The organism is Pseudacidovorax intermedius, from assembly GCF_001476815.1.
In the GTDB taxonomy this organism is placed as follows: Bacteria; Pseudomonadota; Gammaproteobacteria; order Burkholderiales; family Burkholderiaceae_C; genus Xenophilus; species Xenophilus intermedius_A.
Genome location: NZ_LDSL01000145.1, coordinates 24,231 through 45,364, shown reverse-complemented (window position 1 = coordinate 45,364; position 21,134 = coordinate 24,231). Strand labels below are relative to the sequence as shown.

The window sequence follows — 21,134 nt, the reverse complement described above, 5'->3', positions numbered from 1 at the left end:
TGTAGCGACGAAGAGGGCCTCGGTGTGCGGGTTGGCGAGCCGCATCATCGGGCGGCAGAACGGAACGCTGGTGGGCGAATGGCGGGCGGCCGCGGTGATCGCCTCGCCGGTAGTGCCGGAAGCGTACGTGGGCGTGGCGAAGTAGGTCGCATGAGGACGGCCACGCAAGCGCTGCTCACGCTCGGCGGCGTGCACACCCCCGGTGGCGCGTACCACTTCCTCTACGGCGTGGACCTGGTGGTGCGCCGGGGCGCGGTCGTCGTGCTGCTGGGCCGCAACGGCGCCGGCAAGTCGACCACGCTCAAGGCCCTCATGGGCATGCTCGCCAAGCGCCGCGGCAGCATCCGCTTCCTGGGCCACGACATCTCCAGGACCGAGCCGCACCACGCCGCCCGCCTGGGCCTGGGCTTCGTGCCCGAGGACCGGCGCGTCTTCACCGATCTCACGGTCATGGAGAACCTCGAAGTGGGCCGCCAGGCCGGCCGCCAATGGGCCGACGGCGGCGCCGCGCCGCTGTGGACGCCCGAGAAGCTGTTCAGGCTCTTCCCCAACCTCGGCGAGATGCCCGACCGCCCCGGCGGCCGCATGAGCGGCGGCGAGCAGCAGATGCTCACCGTCGCCCGCACGCTCATGGGCAATCCCTACCTCGTGCTGCTCGACGAACCCTCCGAGGGCGTCGCGCCGGTCATCGTGGAGCAGATGGCGCAGATGATCCTGGAGCTCAAGGCCCAGGGCGTGTCCATCCTGCTGTCGGAGCAGAACATGCACTTCGCCGAACTCGTCTCGGACCGCGCCTACGTGCTGGAGAAAGGCCAGATCCGCTACCAGGCCACCATGGACGAGCTGGCCGCCAACGACGAAGTCCGCCGGGCCTACCTCAGCGTCTGATTTCCAACCTGTCCTCGGAGGGACCGATGATGACCATGCTGCGCACCGCACCCCCACGCCGCCAATTCCTGCAGGCCGCCGCCGCCCTCGGCGCTGCCGCCATCGCGCCGCCGCTGCCGGCGGCCGATGCCAAGGCCGCGAAGAAGATCAGCCCCAGCGCCCAGGCCGCGCTGATCGTGGTCGACGTGCAGAACTGCTTCGTCGACGGCGGCACGCTGCCCGTGAAGGGCGGCGCCGACGTGGTGCCGGTCATCAACGCGCTGGCGCCCAAGTTCCAGAACGTCGTCGTCACGCAGGACTGGCACACGCCCGGCCACACCTCCTTCGCCAGCGCCCACAGCGGCACCAAGCCCTTCGACAGCGTCAAGCTCAACTACGGCAACCAGGTGCTGTGGCCCGACCACTGCGTGCAGGGCACCGATGACGCGGCCCTGCACAAGGACCTGAAGCTGCCCACCGCGCAGCTGATCATCCGCAAGGGCTACAACAAGGGCGTGGACAGCTACTCGGCCTTCCAGGAGGCCGACCGCAAGACCGTCACCGGCCTGGCGGGCTACCTCAAGGCGCGCGGCATCAAGACCGTCTACGTCACCGGCCTGGCCACCGACTTCTGCGTGGCCTGGACGGCGCTCGACGCGCGTGCGGCCGGCTTCAACGTCTACGTGATCGAGGACGCCACGCGCGCCATCGACCTCAACGGCTCGCTGGACAAGGCCTGGAAGCAGATGCAGGCCAAGGGCGTCAAGCGCATCCAGTCGGCCGACCTGGCCTGATCGCGTCCTTGCCCGCGCTCGCGCTCACCGTCAACGGCCAGCCCTTCGCGGGCGAGGTGCCGCGCCAGGCCTCGCTGCTGCACCTGCTGCGCAACGACCTGGGCCTGAACGGGCCCAAGTACGGCTGCGGCCTGGGCCAGTGCGGCGCCTGCACGGTGCACGTGGATGGCATCGCCGCGCGGGCCTGCGTGATCCCGGCGCATGGCGTGGCGGGGCGCTGCATCACGACGCTGGAGGGCCTCGGCCGCCGCGGTCACTTCCATCCGGTGCAGCAGGCCTTCGAGGAGGCGCAGGCCGCCCAGTGCGGCTATTGCCTCAACGGCATGGTGATGCAGGCCGCGGCCCTGCTCGCGCGCGAGCCGCAGGCGGACGAGGCGCGCATCCGCAGCGAGCTGTCGGGCAACCTGTGCCGCTGCGGCACGCACGTGGAGATCCTGCGCGCGGTGAGCCTGGCCGCGGCCCGGCTCGGTGCGGCCGAGGCACCGGAGGCCCCGCGGTGACGCCCGACCCGCGCCGCGCCGCCCAGCCCCGCACACGCGCCGACTTCCTCGGCGCCGAGGGCGTGCTGGTCGTCGTGCGAGATACGCCCCTTCCGCCGCCGCCCGCCAAGGGCCAGCCCGCGGCCGTGCCCGGCAATCCGGCGGAGGGCGACGAGGTCCTGCTCGCCGTCTGGGACGACGGCAGCGTCACGGCCCTCAACGGCCACGTGGACCTGGGCACCGGCATCCAGACCGCCCTGGCGCAGATCGTGGCCGAAGAGCTGGACGTGCCCATGGCCTGCGTCGCCATGGCGCTGGGCCACACGGCGCAGGTGCCCAACCAGGGCGCCACCATCGCCAGCGCCTCGATCCAGATCCATGCCCAGCCCTTGCGGCTGGCCGCGGCCCAGGCGCGCCACTGGCTGCTGGCGCGCGCCGCCGGGCGGCTCGGCCGATCGGTGGGCGAACTGGCCATCGACCGCGGCCGCATCGTGGCGGAGGGCGTGGCGCTGTCCTTCGCCGACCTGCTGGCCGGCCAGCGCACCGTGCTGCGGCTGGACCCGAACGCCACGCTCAAGCGGCCCGAGGACTACCGCCTCGTCGGCACGCCGCAGCCGCGCATCGACATTCCCGCCAAGCTGGCCGGCGAGCTGGCCTTCGTGCACGACATGCGCCTGCCCGGCATGCTGCACGGCCGCGTGATCCGCCCGCCCTATGCCGGCGCCGACCATGGCGACTTCATCGGCAACACGCTGGAGGCGATGGACGAGTCGTCCATCGCCCACATTCCGGGCATCCGCGCCGTGGTCGTCATCCGCGACTTCGTCGGCGTGGTGGCCGAGCGCGAGGAGCATGCCGAACAGGCCATGCGCGAGCTGCGCGTCACCTGGAAGCCCTGGCCCGGCATGCCCGACCTGGCCGGCGCGGGCAAGGTGGCCGATGCCATCCGCGCCAATCCCGCCACCACGCGCACGCTGGTGGACGAAGGCGACGTCGAGACGGCGCTGCAGGGCGAGGGCACGCTGCGCCGCACCTACCTGTGGCCCTACCAGCTGCATGCCTCCATTGGGCCGTCGTGCGCGGTGGCGCAGTGGGAGCCCGAAGACGGTGGCGATGGCGCAGGCGACGGCCGCGATGGTGCCGCCGATGCAGCGCAGGCCACCGCCCGAAACGGCCGCGTGCGCCTGCGCTGCTGGGCCGGCACGCAGAACCCGCACGTGCTGCGCGCCGACCTGGCCCGCCTGCTGGCGCTGCAGGACGTCGACGTCGACGTCGTCCGCCTGGAAGCCGCCGGCTGCTACGGCCGCAACGGCGCCGACGACGTGGCGGCCGATGCCGCGCTGCTGGCCCGCGCCGTCGACGCGCCGGTGCGCGTGCAGCTCAGCCGCGAGCAGGAGCACCTGTGGGAGCCCAAGGGCACCGCGCAACTGATGGACGTGGCCGGCGCGCTGTCGCCCGACGGCGGCATCGCCGCCTACGACTTCCAGACGAGCTACCCGAGCAACGGCGCGCCCACGCTGGCCCTGCTGCTCACGCGCACCGTCGAGCCGCTGGCCCAGGCCTACGAGATGGGCGACCGCACCGCGCGCCCGCCCTATGCCTACGACCACCTGCGGGTGCAGGTGCACGACATGGCGCCCATCGTGCGCGCCTCGTGGCTGCGCGGCGTGTCGGCCCTGCCCAATTCCTTCGCGCACGAGAGCTTCATCGACGAACTGGCCACCGCCGCCGGCGTGGACCCGGTGCAGTTCCGCCTGCGCCACCTGCCGGACGAGCGGGCGCGCGAGCTGATCGAGGCCACGGCGCAGAAGGCCGGCTGGCGCTGGCGCACCGGGCCGCAGGAGGATGCGCATGGCGACCATCCCTCGCGGCCGCCGCAGTCGCGGGTGGGGCCGGGGGGCGACATCCGTTCCGCCGCCGGGCCGCTCCCAAGGCGGAACGCGGCCCCCTCGGGGGGCAGCGAACCACACGAAGTGGGGGAGCGTGGGGGCGATATCGTTTTCGGCCAAGGGTTCGCCTACGCCCGCTACATCCACAGCAAGTGGCCCGGCTTCGGTGCGGCCTGGGCCGCCTGGGTGGCCGATGTCGAAGTCAACCGCCGGACCGGCGAGGTGCACGTGCGCCGCGTGGTCGTCGGCCACGATGCGGGCCTGACGGTCAACCCGGCCGGCGTCGCGCATCAGGTGCACGGCAACGTCATCCAGACCACCAGCCGGGCGCTGAAGGAGGAGGTGCGCTTCGCGCCTGCCCCGCAGCCGGTCGATGTCGGCAAGGCGCCGGTCCCGGTGAAGGCCCCGCTGCCCGGCATGCCGCCAGCGGGCGTGGTCGCCACGCGCGAATGGGGCAGCTACCCGATCCTGCACTTCCGCGAGGTGCCGGTCATCGAAGTGCTGCAGATGCCGCGCCCTGGCGAGTCGCCGCTGGGCGCCGGCGAGTCGGCCTCGGTGCCGGGCACGGCGGCCATCGCCAATGCCATCTTCGATGCAACGGGCGTGCGCCTGCGCGAGCCGCCGTTCACGCCGGAGAAGGTGCTGGCGGCCCTGTCTTCACTCCCTCCCCCGCTGGGGGAGGGCGGGGGTGGGGGCCAGTTCACCACGCCGTCGCCTGATCAAGCGCCGCAGCCCCCATCCCAACCTTCCCCCAGCGGGGGAAGGAGCCAGACCCTCGCACCGCGCCGCAAGGGTTGGCCGGCTCTGATCGCCGGCCTGCTCGTCGGCGGCCTCGGCACCATCGCCGGCCTGCTCGGCTGGCGCCCCGCCATCGCGCCGGTCAGCTTCAGCGCACCTGCCTACAGCGCCCAGACCATCGAGCGTGGCCGCCAGCTCGCCGCGGCCGGCGACTGCGCCGTCTGCCATACGGCCGACGGCGGCCTGCCCAATGCCGGTGGCCGGGCCATGCACACCCCCTTCGGCACGATCCACACGACCAACCTCACGCCCGATGCCGAGACCGGCCTGGGCCGCTGGTCCTTCACCGCCTTCCAGCGCGCGATGCGCGAGGGCATCTCCCGCGACGGGCGGCACCTGTACCCGGCCTTCCCGTACACCGCCTTCGCCAAGACCAGCGACGACGACCTGCAGGCGCTCTACGCCTACTTCATGTCCCTGCCGCCCGTGCAGGCCGGTGCACGCGAGGACGGCGGCCCGGCCGTCATGCCGCCCAACGACCTGCGCTTCCCCTTCAACCTGCGCCCGCTCATGGCCGGCTGGAACGGCCTGTTCCACGATCCCACGCCCTACCAGCCCGTCGCCGGCCAGAGCGCCGAATGGAACCGCGGCGCCTACCTGGTCAACGGCCTGGGCCACTGCGCCGCCTGCCACAGCCCGCGCAACGCCTTGGGCGCCGAGAAAGCCGGCACTGACTTCCTGGCCGGCGCCATGATCGATGGCTGGGAGGCGCCGGCCCTCACCGCCCGCACCACCAACGCCGTGCCCTGGGACGAGGGCAGCCTCTACGCCTACCTGCGCCACGGCCATTCGCCGCGGCACGGCATCGCCGGCGGGCCCATGGCGGAGGTGGTGCACGGCCTGCAGCAGCTGCCCGATGCGGACGTGCGCGCCATGGCCACCTACCTCGCCAGCTTCAACCCGCCGCCCGCGGCCGACCCGCAGGCACTGGCCACTCAGGCCGTCCAGCGCGCCGCCGCCGGGCAGGGCGCCTTGCTGGGCGCGGCGCAGCGCATGTTCGAGTCCGCCTGCGCCGCCTGCCACCACGACGGCGACGGGCCCACGCTGCTGGGCGCGAACGTGCCGCTGGCGCTGAACAGCCAGCTCACCAGCACGCGGCCGGACAACCTGATCCGCACGATCCTCGATGGCGTGCGCACCCCACCCACGCGGGACGTCGGCTTCATGCCCGCCTTCCGCGAGGCGCTGGACGACGCGCAGATCGCCGAGCTGGCCGGCTACATGCGCGCCCGCTTCGCGCCGCAGGCGCCGGCCTGGGCCGACCTGCCCGCCCAGGTGGCGCGGGTGCGCGCCGCGCCGGGACACGGTGCGCCGGCGGCGCAGGGGGCACCGGCGAGCACGCCGGCCGCCGTCACGGCGCCGCGTTGAGCGCGCGCCGGTACTGCATCGCTTCCGCCACGTGCGTGGCGCCGACGTCCTGCGCGCCGGCCAGATCGGCGATGGTGCGCGCCACCCGCAGCGCGCGGTGCGTGGCGCGGGCGCTCCAGCCCAGGCGGGTGGCGGCCTTCTGCAGGAAGGCGAGGGCGGCGGCATCGGCCCGGGCGTGGGTGTCCAGCGCCTGGCCGGCCAGGGCCTGGTTGGCGCTGCCCTGCCGGTCCAGGGCCACGGCCCTGGCCGCGGCCACGCGCTCGCGCACCACGGCGCTCGATTCGCCGGGCGGCGCGCCCAGCAGCTCGCGCGGGTCGATGGCCTGCACGTCCACGTGCAGGTCGATGCGGTCCAGCAGCGGGCCGCTGATGCGTGCCTGGTAGCGCGCCACCTGGTCGGGCGAGCAGCGGCAGGCCATGCGCTGCGCGCCGAGGTGGCCGCAGGGGCAGGGGTTCATGGCCGCCACCAGCTGGAAGCGCGCCGGGAACTGCGCCCGCCGCGCGGCCCGCACGATGGAAATGGTGCCGGTCTCCAGCGGCTCGCGCAGCGCCTCCAGGGCGGCGCGCGGAAATTCCGGCAGCTCGTCCAGGAACAGCACCCCGTGGTGCGCCAGCGAGATCTCGCCCGGCCGCGGCGGCGATCCGCCGCCCACCAGCGCCACGGCACTCGCCGTGTGGTGCGGGCTGGCCACCACCCGCTGCATGAAGCGCTGCGGGTCGAAGCGGCCGGCCAGGCTGGCGATGGCGGCGCTCTCCAGCGCCGCCTGCACGTCCATCGGCGGCAGCAGGCCGGCCAGCCGCTGCGCCAGCATAGACTTGCCGGCACCGGGCGGGCCCACCATCAGCAGGCTGTGGCCGCCGGCGGCGGCGATCTCCAGCGCGCGGCGGGCGGCGGCCTGGCCCTTCACGTCGGCCAGGTCGGGCCCGCCGGGCACCGCCGCCGCCAGGTCGGGCGGCGCCATGCGCACCCAGCCGGGGCCGTCCTCCACCTGGGCCAGGGTGTCGGGCGGCAGGAAGGGCCGCACCACGTCCAGCAGGTGCGCCGCGCCATACACGGTGGCGCCGGGCACCAGCGCCGCCTCGCGGGCGCTGTCCAGCGGCAGCACCAGGACGGGGCGCGGCGACGGCCCCTCGGCCGCCAGCGCCGTGGCCAGCGCGCCGCGCACCGGACGCAGGTCGCCCGACAGCGACAGCTCGCCGGCGAACTCGTGGCCCGCCAGCCGCGCGCCGTCGATCTGGCCGCTGGCGGCCAGGATGCCCAGCGCGATCGGCAAGTCGAAGCGCCCCGAGTCCTTGGGCAGGTCGGCCGGGGCCAGGTTGACGGTGATGCGCCGGTCGTGCGGAAAGGCGAGGCCGCAGTTCTGGATCGCCGAGCGCACGCGTTCGCGGGCCTCCTTGACCTCCACGTCCGCCAGCCCGACCAGCGTAAAGCTGGGCAAACCGTTGGCCAAATGCACCTCAACGGTGACTGGCGCGGATTCAAGCGCCACCAAGGCGCGTGTCTGCACCAAAGAAAGGCTCATTTTTGATTTCTCCCTGAAATGGTGCGCTCCGCCGCGGTGTTCCATGTGTTGAACATGGCGTGGCAGTGGACGCCCGGGAACCATTGTGCGGCGGCTGGCTCGGCGCCCGTCGCGTAGGACACGGCTGGCGTTTGGCACGCTCCCTGCTTTGAAGGTGTCTCCAACAAATACCCACTCGCGAGGAGTTTCCTGATGAAGATCCGCTCGGCCACGATCAAGATGGCAACGATGGCTCTGTGCCTGGCCGCTGCCGCCGGCGCCAGTGCGCAGACCGCTCCGGCCGCGCCGGAGCCCTCGCCCATCACGGCCAACATCTCCCTGACCAGCAACTACAAGTTCCGCGGCCAGGACCAGGACGCGCTGGGCAACAACGGCTTCTACAAGACCAACGCCGCCAAGCCCGCCGTCCAGGGCGGCTTCGACTACGCCCACGAAAGCGGCTTCTACGTCGGCAACTGGAACTCCAGCGTCAACTGGCTCCCCGGCAATTCCATCGAGAGCGACATCTACGGCGGCTACAAGTTCAAGGCCGGCGTCTTCGACCTCGACTTCGGTGTCCTGACCTACATCTACCCCGGCAACCGCAACGGCAACACCACCGAGCTGTACGGTGCCGCCACCTGGAGCGACGAGGCCATCGGCGCCTTCACCGTCAAGTACTCCAGCACCGTCTCCAAGGACTACTTCGGCTTCGCCAGCAACCGCACCACCGGCTGGAAGGGCCGCGGCACCGGCTACCTGAACATCGCGTACAGCAAGGAAATCTTCCCGAAGGTCACGCTGAAGGCCGCCGTCGGCTACACCGCGCTGTCCAGCGACATCCGCCGCAACACGCCCTACAAGAGCTACGTGGACTACAACGTCGGCGCCACCTACGACTTCGGCGGCGGCCTGAGCCTGACCGGCGCCGTGGTCGGCGCCAACAAGAAGGACGCCTACCAGGCCACCACCGGCCAGGTGGTGCTGCCCACGGGCACGCTGACCTACAGCGAGTCGCCCAACAAGGCCCGCTTCATCGCCACGCTGACCAAGACCTTCTGAGGTCCGGCCAGCCAGCCGCAAGGTGGGCGCGGCCACCGCTGCCGCGCCCGGTTCATCCAACGGAGAGAAATCATGAAGCTGATCACAGCCATCATCAAACCCTTCAAGCTCGACGAGGTGCGCGAGGCGCTCTCGGCCATCGGCGTGCAGGGCATCACTGTCACCGAGGTGAAGGGCTTCGGCCGCCAGAAGGGCCACACCGAGCTCTACCGTGGCGCGGAATACGTCGTCGACTTCCTGCCCAAGGTCAAGATCGAGGCCGCCGTGGCCGATGAGCTCGTCGACCGCGTCATCGAGGCCGTCGAAAGCGCCGCCCGCACCGGCAAGATCGGCGACGGCAAGATCTTCGTGTTCAACCTGGAGCAGGTCGTTCGCATCCGCACCGGCGAGACCGGGCGCGAAGCGCTCTGAACACACAGCAGAAGAAGGCACAAGAAAGACCAAGATGAAGAAGTTCCTCGTCTCCCTGGCGCTCGGCCTGAGCGTCCTCACGGCTGGCGTGTCCAGCTTCGCGCAGGCGCCGGCCGCCACCACCGAGGCGCCCGCCGCCTCGGCACCGGCCGCCGCTGCCGCCACGGCCGCACCCGCAGCCGCCGCACCTGCGGCCGCCCCGGCCGACGCCGCCGCTGCCGCCCCCGCGCCCAAGATCGACAAGGGCGACGTGGCCTGGATGCTCGTGTCCACGCTGCTCGTGATCCTGATGACCATCCCCGGCCTGGCCCTGTTCTACGGCGGCCTGGTGCGCAGCAAGAACATGCTCAGCGTGCTGATGCAGGTGTTCGTCACCTTCTCGCTGATCGTCGTGCTCTGGTGCATCTACGGCTACAGCCTGGCGTTCACCGAGGGCAATGCCTTCATCGGCGGCTTCGACCGGCTGTTCATGAAGGGCATCTTCGATCCGGCCACCGGCGCCTTCGCGCCCGGTGCGACCTTCAGCAAGGGCGTCTACATCCCCGAGCTGCTGTTCGCCGCCTTCCAGGCCACCTTCGCCGGCATCACCTGCTGCCTGATCGTGGGTGCCTTCGCCGAGCGTGCCAAGTTCTCCGGGGTGCTGGTGTTCATGGTGATCTGGTTCACCTTCAGCTACACGCCGCTGGCCCACATGGTCTGGTTCTGGATGGGTCCGGACGCCTACACCGCCGCCGACGTGGTGGACGCCACCAACGCAAAGGCTGGCCTGATCTGGCAATGGGGCGCGCTGGACTTCGCCGGCGGCACCGTGGTGCACATCAACGCCGCGGTCGCCGGCCTGGTCGGTGCCTACGTGATCGGCAAGCGCATCGGCTTCGGCAAGGAAGCCTTCACGCCGCACTCGCTGACCCTGACCATGGTCGGTGCCTCGCTGCTGTGGGTGGGCTGGTTCGGCTTCAACGCCGGTTCGGCCCTGGAAGCCGGCAACAGCGCCGTGCTCGCCTTCATCAACACCTTCTCGGCCACCGCTGCTGCCGTGCTGGCCTGGTCGCTGGGTGAAGCACTGCACAAGGGCAAGGCCTCGATGCTGGGCGCCGCCTCCGGTGCCGTCGCCGGCCTGGTCGCCATCACGCCGGCCGCCGGCAACGTGGGCCTGATGGGCGCCATCGTCGTCGGCTTCATCGCCGGCTTCGCCTGCCTGTGGGGCGTGAGCGGCCTGAAGCGCCTGCTGGGCGCGGACGACTCGCTGGACGTGTTCGGCGTGCACGGCGTGGGCGGCATCGTGGGTGCCCTGCTGACCGGCGTGTTCAACACCCAGGCGCTGGGCGGCCCCGGCCTGGTCACCGACTGGGTCACGGCCACCGTCGGCTCCAACGGCATCGGCGCCCAGGTCTGGATCCAGCTCAAGGGCGTGCTGCTGACCATCGTTTGGTCCGCCGTGGTCTCGTTCATCGCCTACAAGATCGCCGACCTGACGGTGGGCCTGCGCGTGACGGAAGAGGAAGAGCGCGAAGGCCTCGACATCACCTCCCACGGCGAGACGGCGTACAACCGCTGATCGCCCACCGGACGCGGCGCCCTCTCGCCAGGCGCCGCGGTCCGGGGACGGATGTCCCGACAACCGATTCGAATGTTTTAGCGAGAGTCTCCTTTGGATGTTCGGCCCGCAAGTGCTTCGGCACGAGCGGGCCATTTTTTTGCCTGTCGCAAAGGCCCGGCGCAGCGGCCAGCCCTCGTCGACGCAGATCGCTCGGCCCGCGCTCGCCGCCAATAATGGGCGGATGGCTGACCCGACCCCCAACCCTTCCGACACCGCCGGCTGGACCGCCCTGCCCGGCAGCGACTGCGCCCTGGGCGAATCCCCCTTCTGGCATCCGCACGAGCGCGCGCTCTACTGGCTGGACATTCCGGGCCGCCAGGCCCTGCGCACGCGTGGCGACATCGCCGGCGGGCAGGCGGTGGTCGAGCGCTGGGCCCTGCCGCAGGAGCCCGGCTGCATGGCGCCCGCGCGCCGCGGCGGCCTGGTGATCGCGCTGCGCGACGGCATCTACCGCGCCCGTGAATGGGGCGGTGCGCTGCAGTGCATCGCCGCCTTCGACCACGACACCGCCACCATGCGCTTCAACGACGGCAAGTGCGACCCGCAGGGCCGTTTATGGGCCGGCACCCTGCAGGAACCCAAGGACCGGCCGATCGCCGCCCTGTACTGCATCGACGCGCGCGGCGGCGGCCCGGCGCGGGTGCAGAAGATGGCCGGCGAGGCCATCACGGCCAACGGGCTGGTGCTGGTGCCTGAGCGCGGCTGCGTGTACTGGGCCGACACCGCGGCCCATGCCGTGCGGGCCTACGACTGGACGGACCCGCCCCACGCCCTGACGGGCGAACGCCTCTTCCGGCAGTTCGACCCCAAGCCCGCAGGCTGGACGCCGGAATCCGGCGTGCCCTACGACGGCCGGCCCGACGGTGCCACCCTGGACCGCGACGGCCGCTACTGGGTGGCGATGTTCGAGGGCGGCCAGCTGCAGGCGCTGGACGCCGAGGGCCGCACGCTCGAACGTTTGCCCGTGCCGGCGCGCTGCCCCACCATGCCCTGCTTCGGCGGCGACGACCTGTGCACCCTGTTCGTGACCACCGCCCGCAAGGGCCGCCCGGCCGCGGAACTGGCCCGGCAGCCGATGGCCGGCCAGGTGCTCTGGCGCCGCATGGCCGCACCGGGCCGGCCCGTCGCCTTCTTCGAGGATTGAGCCCCGCCCCCTGGCGTACCATGCCCGCGATGAGCCCCGCCCTGACCCAGATCGCCGAGCAGATCCGCGCCGCTGCGGCCGACGGGCGGGCGCTGCGCCTGTGCGGCGGCGGCACCAAGGACTTCCACGGCGGCCCGCTGGAAGGCGAGCCGCTGCACCTGCGGGACCTGCGCGGCATCGTCAGCCACGAGCCGAGCGAACTGGTGGTGACGGTGCGGGCCGGCACCCCGCTGGCCGAGCTGGAGGCGCTGCTGCAGGCCCACGGCCAGTGCCTGCCCTTCGAGCCGCCGCAGTTCGGCACGGGCGGCACCGTCGGCGGCATGGTGGCCGCGGGCATCGCCGGGCCGGCCCGGGCCAGCGTCGGCTCGGTGCGCGACTATGTGCTGGGCGCCAGCCTGGTCAATGGCCGCGGCGAGCTGCTGACCTTCGGCGGCCAGGTGATGAAGAACGTGGCGGGCTACGACGTCTCGCGCGTGCTCGTCGGCGCCTGGGGCACCCTGGGCGCCATCACCGAACTCAGCCTCAAGGTGCTGCCGGTGCCGCCGGCCGAGGCCACCCTGGCCTTCGAATGCACGCAGGCCGGCGCCCTGCGCCTGCTCAACGCATGGGGAGGCCAGCCCCTGCCGCTCAATGCCAGCGCCTGGCTGGCCGGGCCCGACGGCAGCGTGGGGCACCTGCACCTGCGCCTGCGCGGGGCCGTGGCCGCGGTGCAGTCGGCCTGCCGCCAGCTCGGCGGCGAGACGGTGCCGCAGGACACCGCGGTGCCGTTCTGGGCCGCGCTGCGCGACCAGCGCCACGAGGCCTTCGCGCCGGCGCAGGCCGCGGGCCTGGCGCTGTGGCGCGCCAGCGTGCCGCAGACCGCGCCGGCGCTGGCGGCCGAAGGCGCGTCGGCATTGCTGGTGGAATGGCATGGCGCGCAGCGCTGGTACGCGGTGCCCGACGGCGCCGTCGCCGCGCTCGCCGACGCCGCCCGCCAGGCCGGCGGCTGGGCCGTGTCCTTCCGCCCGGCGGCGGGCCGGCGCGCCGAACCGGCACCCCTGCCGCCGGCGCTGCAGGCCATCCACCAGCGCCTGAAGGCCGCCTTCGACCCGGCCGGCATCTTCAACCGCGGCCGGCTGGTGGCCGGCCTCTGAACCCAGGCGCCGCGGCTGCACGCCGACGCGACCGACCGAGCGCCCTTCGCCCATGCGCCGCCTGCGCCACCTGACCGGCCGCCACCGCGCCCCGTCCACCAACCGCGCGCTGGGCCTGCTGCTGGCCTTCAATGCCGGCGCCATCAACGCGGGCGGGTTCCTGCTGCTGCACCGCTACACCTCGCACATGACCGGCTTCACCTCGCAGGTGGCCGATTCGCTGGTGCTGGGCGACATGACGCTGCTGCTGGGGGCGCTGGGCGCCATCCTGGCCTTCCTGGCAGGGGCGGCGACGGCCGCCATCCAGATCAACTGGGGCCGGCATTACCGGCTCAATCACGTCTACGCGCTGCCGCTGCTGCTGGAGGCGGCCCTGATGCTGCCCTTCGGCCTGATGGGCGCCATCACGCTGGAATGGCACACGCCCTTCGCGGTGCCGCTCACGGTGCTGCTGCTGTCCTTCATCATGGGGCTGCAGAACGCGCTGGCCTCCAAGGTGTCGGCCGGCAAGATCCGCACCACGCACATGACCGGCAACTTCACCGACTTGGGCATCGAGCTGGGCAAGGCGCTGTACTGGAACCGGCGGCGCGCCGACGCCGACCGCGTGCGGCCCAACCTGGCGCGGGTGCGGCTGTTCGGCGGCCTGATCCTGGCCTTCGTGCTGGGCGGCCTGGCGGGTGCGGCGGGTTTCAAGCACGTGGGCTTCGTCTGCGTGCTGCCGCTGGCGGCTTTGCTGCTGTGGCTGTCGCTGCCGCCCTACCTGGACGACCTGCGCCACAACGACGCGCTGCGGACCTGGACCTTCGGCTGGCTGGGCCGCCTGCGCCGCCCGCCGCCGCGGGGCCTGCCCGGGCCGCCGCCCTGATGCGCTGACGCCGCCTGCCGCCGGCCCCCGGGCCGCGGCGCCGGCCACCCCGACGACGACACCCACGACGAGACACGATGCAGACCGACCTCTCCCCCCGATACCAGGGCACGCCCGAAGGCCGCGAGGCCGAGGCCATCCTGCGCAAGTGCGTGCACTGCGGCTTCTGCACCGCCACCTGCCCCACCTACCAGCTGCTCGGCGACGAACTCGACGGCCCGCGCGGGCGCATCTACCTCATCAAGCAGGTGCTCGAAGGCCATGCGCCCACGCGCGCCACGCAGGTGCACCTGGACCGATGCCTGACCTGCCGCAACTGCGAAAGCACCTGCCCCAGCGGCGTGCAGTACGGCCACCTGGTGGACATCGGCCGCAAGCTGGTGGACGAGCAAGTGCCCCGGCCGGCCGGCGAGCGCGCCGCGCGCTGGCTGCTCAAGGAAGGCCTCAACGCCCCGCTGTTCGCGCCGGCGATGAAGCTGGGCCAGGCGGTGCGCGGCCTGCTGCCCGAGGGCCTCAAGGCCAAGGTGCCGGCGCCGCGCCCGGCCGGCGCCTGGCCGCGGCGCAGCCATGCGCGCAAGGTGCTGCTGCCCCTGGGTTGCGTGCAGCCGGCCATGGCCCCGTCCATCGACGCCGCGACGGCGCGCGTGCTCGACGCCGCCGGCATCGAAAGCGTGGTGCCGCAGGCCGGCGGCTGCTGCGGCGCCATCCGCTTCCACCTCGACGACCAGGCCGGCGCGCTGGACCAGATGCGCGCCAACATCGATGCCTGGTGGCCGCTGCTGCAGGCCGGCGAGGTGGAGGCCATCGTCAGCAACGCCTCCGGCTGCGGCACCGCCATCAAGGACTACGGCCATGCCCTGGCCGGCGATGCGGCCTATGCCGACAAGGCGCGCGAGGTGTCGCGCGCGACGCGCGACCTGGGCGAGCTGCTGCCCGCGCTGGTGCCCCTGTTGCGCGAGCGCGTGCGCGCGCCCGAGGGCGTGATCGCCTACCACCCGCCGTGCACGCTGCAGCACGGGCAGAAGCTGCGCGGCGGCGTGGAGTCGGGCCTGCGTGCGCTGGGCTTCGACCTGCGCGTGGCGCAGAACGAAAGCCACCTGTGCTGCGGCTCCGCCGGCACCTACTCGGTGCTGCAGCCGGCACTGGCCACCCAGCTGCGCGAGCGCAAGCTGGGCCACCTGCAGCGGCTGCAGCCTGAGGCCGTGGCCTCGGCCAACATCGGCTGCATCACCCACCTGCAGGCCGGCACCGAACTGCCGGTGCGGCACTGGGTGGAGTGGCTGGATGCGGCGCTGACGCCGCAGGCCTGAGCGCCGGCCGCGCCGAATCGACAGCCATCGGCATGCCGGGCAATGCGGGCCGTGTCCGGCCCACGCCCGCGCGGGCGGCGATGCCGCACGCCACCGGTCGCCGCGGTCCGACAGGCGGCCGCAGGCGTCGCGGCGAGCATCCGCGCCGTCCGTCGAACCAGGAGACCGCCATGTCCTCGTCCCGCTCCTTCCTCGCCCTGCCGGCCGCGCTGCTGGCCCTGTGCACCGCCGGCCTCGCGCAGGCCCAGATGCCTGCCTGGACCGAAAACGGTGCCGGCCGCTATGTCTGCGGCGGCATCGGCTCCGATGAATCCACGGCCATGCGGGCGGCCATGGCTTCGCATCCGCTGTCGCTGCTGTTCGCGCGCGCCGACGGGGCCTACCTGGCCTCGGTGGCGGTGCATGTGCGCCCCGCCAATGGCGGCGCCGGCCTGTCGCTACGGGCGGACGGCCCGGTCTGCCTGGTCGACCTGCCCGCGGGCGCCTATGTGGTGGAAGCCACCTTCGAGGGCCGCACGCAGCGCCGCGAAGTGACGCTGGGCGGCGCACCGCGCAGCGCGGATTTCCGCTTCTGAGTGGGCCCGACGCCACACCGGGTGGTGGGCGCGCCGCCTTCGAGGCCTGCGCGACAGTGAAGTTTTTCACGCACGGCCCGCCAAGCCGCTGCCAAGTGGGCTTTCGCCGCCATGCCGCTCGCAAGGCACCGCCAATTCGTCTTGTGGCTCCACTACACTTCGCGGCTCGCTCGGCCCGGGCGCTCCACGCGCCCGGGGCCGGCGCAGATCGAAGCAACTCTAGGAATCCATCTTGAACCGTCTCGAATTCATCGAAAAGATCGCCTCCGCCCATGACGTCTCCAAGGCCGAAGCCGGCCGCATCCTGGAGACCGTGACCAGCAGCATCGTCACCGCCGTCAAGAAGGGCGACAGCGTGACCCTGGTGGGCTTCGGCACCTTCAAGCAGGTGGCCCGCGCCGCCCGCACCGGTTTCAACCCGCAAGCCGGCGAGAAGATCAAGATCGCCGCCCAGAAGGTGCCGAAGTTCGTGCCGGGCGCCGCCTTCAAGGCCGCCGTGGACCCCAAGGCCGCCAAGCGCAAGGCCGACAAGGCCGAGAAGGCGGCTTCGGCCAAGCCGGCTGCCAAGAAGGCCGCTGCCAAGAAGGCCAAGAAGGCCTGAGGGCGACCGGGCACCCTCGCGGTGCCGGCGCAGTGAGCAAGAGGCCCTTCGGGGCCTCTTTGCTTTGGGGCTTGCGCCCTGCCTTCTCTTTGCAGTGGCCGAGCCGGAGTGCTTACCGGCCTCGCTCCCTCTCCCCTCGTGGGAGAGGGCTGGGGAGAGGGGGCGACGGCGCTTGCACCGCCACGCCAGCTTCCGTGGCGTGGCACCCCCTCTCCCCCGGCCCCTCTCCCGCGAGGGGAGAGGGCAGAAGACTCGAGCCCCTCAGTGCTGATGGCCGCCGCCGCCCGCGGCTGCAGCGGGCGCAGCGCGCACCGGCAGTTGCACCTCGCGCGTGGACTCGTTGCCCTGTGCGTCCTTGAAGCGCAGCGTCAGCGGCAGCGTGCTGCCCACCGGCAGGGGCTGCTTCAGGTCCATCAGCATCACGTGCAGGCCGCCCGGCTTCAGCTCCACGGTCTGGCGCGGGGGCAGCGTCAGTTCGTCGACGGCGCGCATCTGCATGCGGTCGCCCTGCATTGACATCTCGTGCACTTCGGCGATGCCGGCGGCCGGCGTGCTGGCCCCCACCAGGCGGGCGCCCGAGGGCGCCTGCAGCTTCATGAAGGCGCCGGTGCCGCTCTGGCCGGCGACGGCCATGCGGGCCCAGCCGCCCTGCACGTCCACCGCCGCCACGCCGCGCGGCAGCACGTCCAGCTTCGCGGCGGGCAGGGGCAGCTTCTCGTCGGTCGCGCCCGTGGGCAGCTGGGCCCAGTCGCTGCTGCCGACGTCGCAGCCCTGCAGCACCTTGAAGTACAGCGGGCCCGGCTTGTCGGGCAGGCGCCCGCGCAGCACGAATTCGGTCTTCTGGTCGGCCGGCACGGCGGTGGCGGCGCTGGTCGCCGTCCAGCGCACCACGGCCTCGTTGCCGCTGCGCGTCTGCTCGATGGTCCAGCCGGGCCGCGCGGGCACGTCCTGCAGCGTGAAGCCCTGCGGCAGTCGCACGGTCAGGGCATTGGTGAGCCTGGCGTCCTTGCACGCATGGCCGACGCGGAAGGCGGCCTCGTAGTCGGTGCCGACGGTGGCGCCGCCGGGCGGCAGGGTCACGTGGGCTAGGGCGCTGCCGGTGCCGGCCAGCAGGGCGAGGGCGAAGAGGGGCTTGGCGAAACGGGTCATGGTCTTGAGGCTCCTTGAAGTCGGTGCAGGTTCACAGGTCCCACTGCAGCGAGGCGGTGTAGGTGCGCTGCGGGTAGGGATGGAAGTTCCAGTACTGGGCGTTGTTGAGGTTGTCGATGCCGAAAGCGGCCGAGAAGTGCCGGTCGATCTGCCAGCGCACGCGGGTGTCGACGGTGAAGTAGCGGCTGGCGCCGAAGTAGGCGTTGGCGTTGACGTCGCTGTTGTCCAGGTTCGAATACTGCCGTCCGCTGTAGCGCGCCGCCACGGTGAAGGACCAGCGGTCGTCCGCCCGGTAGGTGGCGTACACGGTGGAGCGCCAGCGCGGCACGCGCGGCTGCCACTTGCCCACGCTCGCCGGGTTGGCGGCATTGGCCACGGTGCGCGAGTCGGCGAAGGTCAGGCTGCCGCCCAGGTCCAGCCCGCGCATCAGCACGTCGGTGCCGGTGTAGGCCAGCTCCATGCCGGTGGTGCGCACCTTGTCCACGTTCTGCACGCGCGAGATGGTGGTGCCGGGCACCAGCTGGCTGAAGAGCGCATCGCGCGTGGTCTCGTGGAAGAGGGTGGCGCGCAGCAGGCCGTGGCCCAGGTCCTTCTCGACGCTGAGCTCGCCGGTCCACGACTTTTCGGGCGCCAGCGTGGGATCGTTGACGAAGGACAGCGTGCCGCCGGTGGCGCCGTAAAGCTCGCCCACTGTCGGAAAGCGCACCGCGCGGCCCACGGACGCCTTGATCACCGTGTCGTCGGTCGCCTGGAAGGCGAGGGCGGCCTTGGGCGACAGGTGCGACTCGCTGCGGCGGGCGTAGCGCAAGCTGCTGGTGGCGCCGGCGCTCAGGCCGTCGGTGGCCTGCCAGTCCTCCCAGCGCAGGCCGAGCACGGCCTTCCAGCGCGGGGCGAAGCGCCAGGCGTCCTGCGCCCAGGCGCTCACGGTCTGCGTGCGGCCGCCCACGTTGCTGACCAGCGAGAGCGGGTTGACCGGCCCGTCGATCCAGCTGCCGATGACGTTGTTCTTCGCGATGGCCAGCGTGTAGGCATCGCGGCCGATGCCGAAGTCCACGATGTGCGCGCCCTGCAGGCCCTGGGGCCGCCAGGTGCCCTTGGCGGCCAGCGTGTTCCAGCCGGTGCCGTCCTGGTCCTGCAGCGTGCCCGCACCGCCGTAGGCGGCCAGCGGAAGCGCGACCGTGGGCGCCCGCTGCCGGTCCTTCCGGTAGTCGTACAGGCTGGCGGCGAGTTCCCAGTCGAACACGCCCTCGGTGCGGCTCTTGAGCGACAGGCCGTGCATCCAGTGCGTCTGGTCGTCGTTGGTCAGCGGGAAGGCCGTGGGCGCGAGCGTGTAGCTGCGACCCAGGATGTTGACCGGCCCGCTGTACACCGGCAGGCCGTTGGTGCCCATCAGGTAGCTCTCTGGCCGGCCTTCCGACGCGTTCTGCCACCAGCCCAGCGTGTAGCTGGCGCGCAGCGTGGGCGTGATGTCGTAGGCCAGCTTGAGCTTGGCCTGGTCCTGCACCGTCCGGTAGGCCGTACCGGTGCCCAGGATGTACCAGGGCGTGTTGGTGGTATTCAGCCCGCCCACCCAGCCGGTGACCGGCGTGCCCGCATTGCCCGGCGTGCCCGAGGCGACGGTGGCCGTGGTGAAGGTCAGCGGCTGGCCTTCGCTGCGCGTGCGGTTGAGGTGGATCCACCACGACCAGTCGCCCGCGCGGCTGCCGATGGAGGCGCTGGTCTGCCAGCTGTCGAAGGTCGCATCGGTGTTGTAGAGCCGGTTGGGCTGCGAGGAATAACCGGCGCTCGCATGCGCCTCCAGCTGTGTCGGCATGCGCGTCACGTAGTCGACCACCGCGCCGGCCGAGTTGCCCGGGTAGGCGGCCGAGAAGGGGCCGTACATCACGTCCACCCGCTCGATCTCCTCCGGCGACACCAGGCCCCAGCGCGGCGCGAAGTTGGTGCCGTTGGCGATGCCGTTGCCCAGGTAGTTGGACAGCAGGATGCCGTCCGCATACACGGCCGAGCGCGCGCTGTTGCCGGTGCCCGAGGCGCGGGTGGAGAGGATCGCGTGGTTGTAGTCGCCGATGTAGCGCTTGCGCACCAGCAGGCTGGGCAGGTACTTGAGCGCGTCCTCGCTGTCGGTGGCGTTGATGCGGGTGGCGATCTCCTCGCGCGTCACGCCTTCGATGGTGGTGGGAATCTGCGTGGGCAGCGAGCTCGGCTGGCCGCCGGTGACGGTGACCACGCCGAGCGACTTGACGCGCTCGGGCGCGTCGGCGGTGGCCGTGCCGGCCTGCTGCGCCAGGGCGCCCAGGGGCAGCGCCAGCGGCAATGAAAGGCTGGCGCGCAGGGCCAGCCGCGAGAAGCGGACGCGCGCGTCGGCGCGTGGGTAGGGGTGAGGATTCATGCGAAGGCCTGGCATCCGCGCGGCCTGCCGGGGCCGGACTCGGTCCGGCCCCAGGCCTGCGCGGCGATCTGTCGTTCGGGTTCACACCGGGCGTGCGGCGGTCGGCCAGCCGGCCCGCAGGGCCAGGGCCGCCGTGCCGCGCAAGGCCGCGGGCGAACGGAAGGGGGACAACAGGATCAGCGCAGGGCCGGTGGCCCGCGCGCCGGCAAGGGCGCGGCCGTGGCCGCCGCGAGGCGCGCGGCCTCGATGGGCTGCAGCGCAAGACCCAGGGGCTGGGCCTGGGGCAGCTGCAGCAGGGGCGCCGCCGGCGGCGGCGCGCCGGTGGAGACGCACAGCGGGCAGTCCATGTGCGTGGCGCCGATCTCCCGCACGCCGTCGTCGGTCTTCACGACCACCTTGACGGCGCCCATCGCCGAGCAGACCAGCTCCATGGCCTGCGGATGCACCATCGGCGAGGCGATGGCCGCCCCCATCGACAGCGCGAACCACAGCAGCACCGCGCGGCCGAGCAGGCCGCGGGCGAGGCGATGGAGGTGGCGGTCGAAGAAGGGCATGGGCGAGCCGGCGATTCTAGGAGTGGGCTTCGCGCGCGGCGGTGGACTTTTTGTCCGTGGCCGTCGAACAGGTCTCAGCCCGCGGCCAGCGCCGCCTCGATGTCCGCCGCGATGGATTCGGGCTTGTCCAGCGGCGCATAGCGGCGGATCACCTGCCCGTCGCGGCCGACCAGGAACTTGGTGAAGTTCCACTTGATGGCCTGCGTGCCCAGAAGCCCCGGCTTCTCGCGCGTGAGCCACTGGTACAGCGGCGCCGCATTGGCGCCGTTGACGTCGATCTTCTCCATCATCGGGAAGCTCACGCCGTAGTTGCGCTGGCAAAAGCTGCCGATCTCCTCGGCCGTGCCCGGCTCCTGGCCGCCGAACTGGTTGCAGGGAAAGCCCAGCACCGCGAAGCCGCGGTCCTTGAAGCGCGCATGCAGCTGCTCCAGCCCGCCCAGCTGCGGCGTGAAGCCGCACTGGCTCGCGGTGTTGACCACCAGCACCACCTGCCCCCGGAACTCGCCCAGCGAGACCGGCGTGCCGTCCAGCCGGCGGACCTCGAAGTCGTGAAGCGTCGTCATTGGCATCTCCTCAGTCAGGTAAATCGCCACCTGCGCCCAGCTCGTCATTCAGTCGGCCGCGGAGCAGGCCATCCGCGTG

At 72.3% G+C, this 21,134-nt stretch carries 18 protein-coding genes; 13 read left to right on the top strand and 5 right to left on the bottom strand.

The annotated features are described in order from the left end of the window. The first annotated feature begins 150 nt into the window (after window positions 1–150). From NS331_RS21010 to NS331_RS20995, 4 genes are read left to right on the top strand one after another with little or no spacing between them, the layout of a single operon-like run. A complete protein-coding gene (locus tag NS331_RS21010) occupies window positions 151–888 on the top strand; it encodes an ABC transporter ATP-binding protein (RefSeq protein WP_058643895.1) in 738 nt (245 codons plus the stop codon). Window positions 889–923: 35 nt separating this feature from the next. Next, window positions 924–1,661, top strand: a complete 738-nt coding sequence (pncA, locus tag NS331_RS21005) for a bifunctional nicotinamidase/pyrazinamidase (protein WP_058643901.1) — start codon at window positions 924–926, stop codon at window positions 1,659–1,661. Between the two features lie 8 nt (window positions 1,662–1,669). Next, window positions 1,670–2,161 carry a (2Fe-2S)-binding protein gene (locus tag NS331_RS21000; protein ID WP_242873845.1) on the top strand — a complete coding sequence of 164 codons (492 nt, stop codon included), beginning with the start codon at window positions 1,670–1,672 and terminating at the stop codon, window positions 2,159–2,161. After that, window positions 2,158–6,195 carry a molybdopterin cofactor-binding domain-containing protein gene (locus NS331_RS20995; protein WP_058643893.1) on the top strand — a complete coding sequence of 1,346 codons (4,038 nt, stop codon included), beginning with the start codon at window positions 2,158–2,160 and terminating at the stop codon, window positions 6,193–6,195. Before NS331_RS21000 ends, NS331_RS20995 begins: the two co-directional genes overlap by 4 nt. Here the strand turns inward: NS331_RS20995 and NS331_RS20990 are convergent. Next, entirely contained in the window at window positions 6,179–7,717 is a 1,539-nt protein-coding gene (locus tag NS331_RS20990; protein ID WP_058643892.1) for a YifB family Mg chelatase-like AAA ATPase, read from the bottom strand. The genes NS331_RS20995 and NS331_RS20990 overlap by 17 nt on opposite strands. A 192-nt stretch (window positions 7,718–7,909) precedes the next feature. On the opposite strand from NS331_RS20990, the gene NS331_RS20985 reads away from it, so the two are divergent. The 9 genes from NS331_RS20985 to NS331_RS20945 all read left to right on the top strand — a co-directional run bounded on the left by NS331_RS20985 (window position 7,910) and on the right by NS331_RS20945 (window position 16,400). Continuing rightward, window positions 7,910–8,758 carry a TorF family putative porin gene (locus NS331_RS20985; RefSeq protein WP_058643891.1) on the top strand — a complete coding sequence of 283 codons (849 nt, stop codon included), beginning with the start codon at window positions 7,910–7,912 and terminating at the stop codon, window positions 8,756–8,758. 72 nt (window positions 8,759–8,830) lie between these two features. After that, on the top strand, window positions 8,831–9,169 hold the full coding sequence (glnK, locus tag NS331_RS20980; RefSeq protein ID WP_017762018.1) for a P-II family nitrogen regulator: 339 nt from the start codon (window positions 8,831–8,833) through the stop codon (window positions 9,167–9,169). Between the two features lie 34 nt (window positions 9,170–9,203). Continuing rightward, a complete protein-coding gene (locus NS331_RS20975; RefSeq protein WP_193758167.1) occupies window positions 9,204–10,727 on the top strand; it encodes an ammonium transporter in 1,524 nt (507 codons plus the stop codon). 223 nt (window positions 10,728–10,950) lie between these two features. After that, window positions 10,951–11,913 (top strand): SMP-30/gluconolactonase/LRE family protein, encoded by a 963-nt coding sequence (locus NS331_RS20970; protein ID WP_058643890.1) that lies wholly within the window; start codon window positions 10,951–10,953, stop codon window positions 11,911–11,913. A 29-nt stretch (window positions 11,914–11,942) separates the two neighbouring features. Continuing rightward, complete coding sequence (glcE, locus tag NS331_RS20965; RefSeq protein WP_193758166.1) at window positions 11,943–13,046, top strand: glycolate oxidase subunit GlcE; 1,104 nt, start codon at window positions 11,943–11,945, stop codon at window positions 13,044–13,046. A gap of 52 nt (window positions 13,047–13,098) precedes the next feature. Next, entirely contained in the window at window positions 13,099–13,914 is an 816-nt protein-coding gene (locus NS331_RS20960; protein WP_082702663.1) for a YoaK family protein, read from the top strand. 77 nt (window positions 13,915–13,991) lie between these two features. Further along, entirely contained in the window at window positions 13,992–15,224 is a 1,233-nt protein-coding gene (glcF, locus tag NS331_RS20955; RefSeq protein ID WP_058643888.1) for a glycolate oxidase subunit GlcF, read from the top strand. Window positions 15,225–15,394: 170 nt separating this feature from the next. After that, window positions 15,395–15,799 carry a carboxypeptidase regulatory-like domain-containing protein gene (locus NS331_RS20950; RefSeq protein WP_058643887.1) on the top strand — a complete coding sequence of 135 codons (405 nt, stop codon included), beginning with the start codon at window positions 15,395–15,397 and terminating at the stop codon, window positions 15,797–15,799. Between the two features lie 232 nt (window positions 15,800–16,031). Next, a complete protein-coding gene (locus NS331_RS20945) occupies window positions 16,032–16,400 on the top strand; it encodes an HU family DNA-binding protein (RefSeq protein ID WP_058643886.1) in 369 nt (122 codons plus the stop codon). Window positions 16,401–16,661: 261 nt separating this feature from the next. On the opposite strand, the gene NS331_RS20940 is transcribed toward NS331_RS20945, so the two are convergent. The 4 genes from NS331_RS20940 to NS331_RS20925 all read right to left on the bottom strand — a co-directional run bounded on the left by NS331_RS20940 (window position 16,662) and on the right by NS331_RS20925 (window position 21,055). Further along, entirely contained in the window at window positions 16,662–17,549 is an 888-nt protein-coding gene (locus tag NS331_RS20940) for a copper chaperone PCu(A)C domain-containing protein (RefSeq protein WP_058643885.1), read from the bottom strand. 31 nt (window positions 17,550–17,580) lie between these two features. Beyond that, complete coding sequence (locus NS331_RS20935) at window positions 17,581–19,938, bottom strand: TonB-dependent receptor (protein WP_082702662.1); 2,358 nt, start codon at window positions 19,936–19,938, stop codon at window positions 17,581–17,583. Between the two features lie 176 nt (window positions 19,939–20,114). Continuing rightward, window positions 20,115–20,492, bottom strand: a complete 378-nt coding sequence (locus NS331_RS20930; RefSeq protein ID WP_058643884.1) for a DUF2946 family protein — start codon at window positions 20,490–20,492, stop codon at window positions 20,115–20,117. A 74-nt stretch (window positions 20,493–20,566) separates the two neighbouring features. After that, window positions 20,567–21,055 (bottom strand): glutathione peroxidase, encoded by a 489-nt coding sequence (locus NS331_RS20925; RefSeq protein ID WP_058643883.1) that lies wholly within the window; start codon window positions 21,053–21,055, stop codon window positions 20,567–20,569. Window positions 21,056–21,134 lie beyond the last annotated feature (79 nt).

Excerpts from the sequence above, each read along its gene's own strand:
- NS331_RS21010 (WP_058643895.1), top strand. The coding sequence starts at position 151 with ATGAGGACGGCCACGCAAGCGCTGCTCACGCTCGGCGGCGTGCACACC.
- NS331_RS20930 (WP_058643884.1), bottom strand. The coding sequence starts at position 20,492 with ATGCCCTTCTTCGACCGCCACCTCCATCGCCTCGCCCGCGGCCTGCTC.
- glcE (WP_193758166.1), top strand. The coding sequence starts at position 11,943 with ATGAGCCCCGCCCTGACCCAGATCGCCGAGCAGATCCGCGCCGCTGCG.
- NS331_RS20985 (WP_058643891.1), top strand. The coding sequence starts at position 7,910 with ATGAAGATCCGCTCGGCCACGATCAAGATGGCAACGATGGCTCTGTGC.
- pncA (WP_058643901.1), top strand. The coding sequence starts at position 924 with ATGCTGCGCACCGCACCCCCACGCCGCCAATTCCTGCAGGCCGCCGCC.
- NS331_RS20940 (WP_058643885.1), bottom strand. The coding sequence starts at position 17,549 with ATGACCCGTTTCGCCAAGCCCCTCTTCGCCCTCGCCCTGCTGGCCGGC.
- glnK (WP_017762018.1), top strand. The coding sequence starts at position 8,831 with ATGAAGCTGATCACAGCCATCATCAAACCCTTCAAGCTCGACGAGGTG.
- NS331_RS20950 (WP_058643887.1), top strand. The coding sequence starts at position 15,395 with ATGTCCTCGTCCCGCTCCTTCCTCGCCCTGCCGGCCGCGCTGCTGGCC.
- glcF (WP_058643888.1), top strand. The coding sequence starts at position 13,992 with ATGCAGACCGACCTCTCCCCCCGATACCAGGGCACGCCCGAAGGCCGC.
- NS331_RS20925 (WP_058643883.1), bottom strand. The coding sequence starts at position 21,055 with ATGACGACGCTTCACGACTTCGAGGTCCGCCGGCTGGACGGCACGCCG.
- NS331_RS20935 (WP_082702662.1), bottom strand. The coding sequence starts at position 19,938 with ATGAATCCTCACCCCTACCCACGCGCCGACGCGCGCGTCCGCTTCTCG.
- NS331_RS20990 (WP_058643892.1), bottom strand. The coding sequence starts at position 7,717 with ATGAGCCTTTCTTTGGTGCAGACACGCGCCTTGGTGGCGCTTGAATCC.
- NS331_RS20975 (WP_193758167.1), top strand. The coding sequence starts at position 9,204 with ATGAAGAAGTTCCTCGTCTCCCTGGCGCTCGGCCTGAGCGTCCTCACG.
- NS331_RS20970 (WP_058643890.1), top strand. The coding sequence starts at position 10,951 with ATGGCTGACCCGACCCCCAACCCTTCCGACACCGCCGGCTGGACCGCC.
- NS331_RS20960 (WP_082702663.1), top strand. The coding sequence starts at position 13,099 with ATGCGCCGCCTGCGCCACCTGACCGGCCGCCACCGCGCCCCGTCCACC.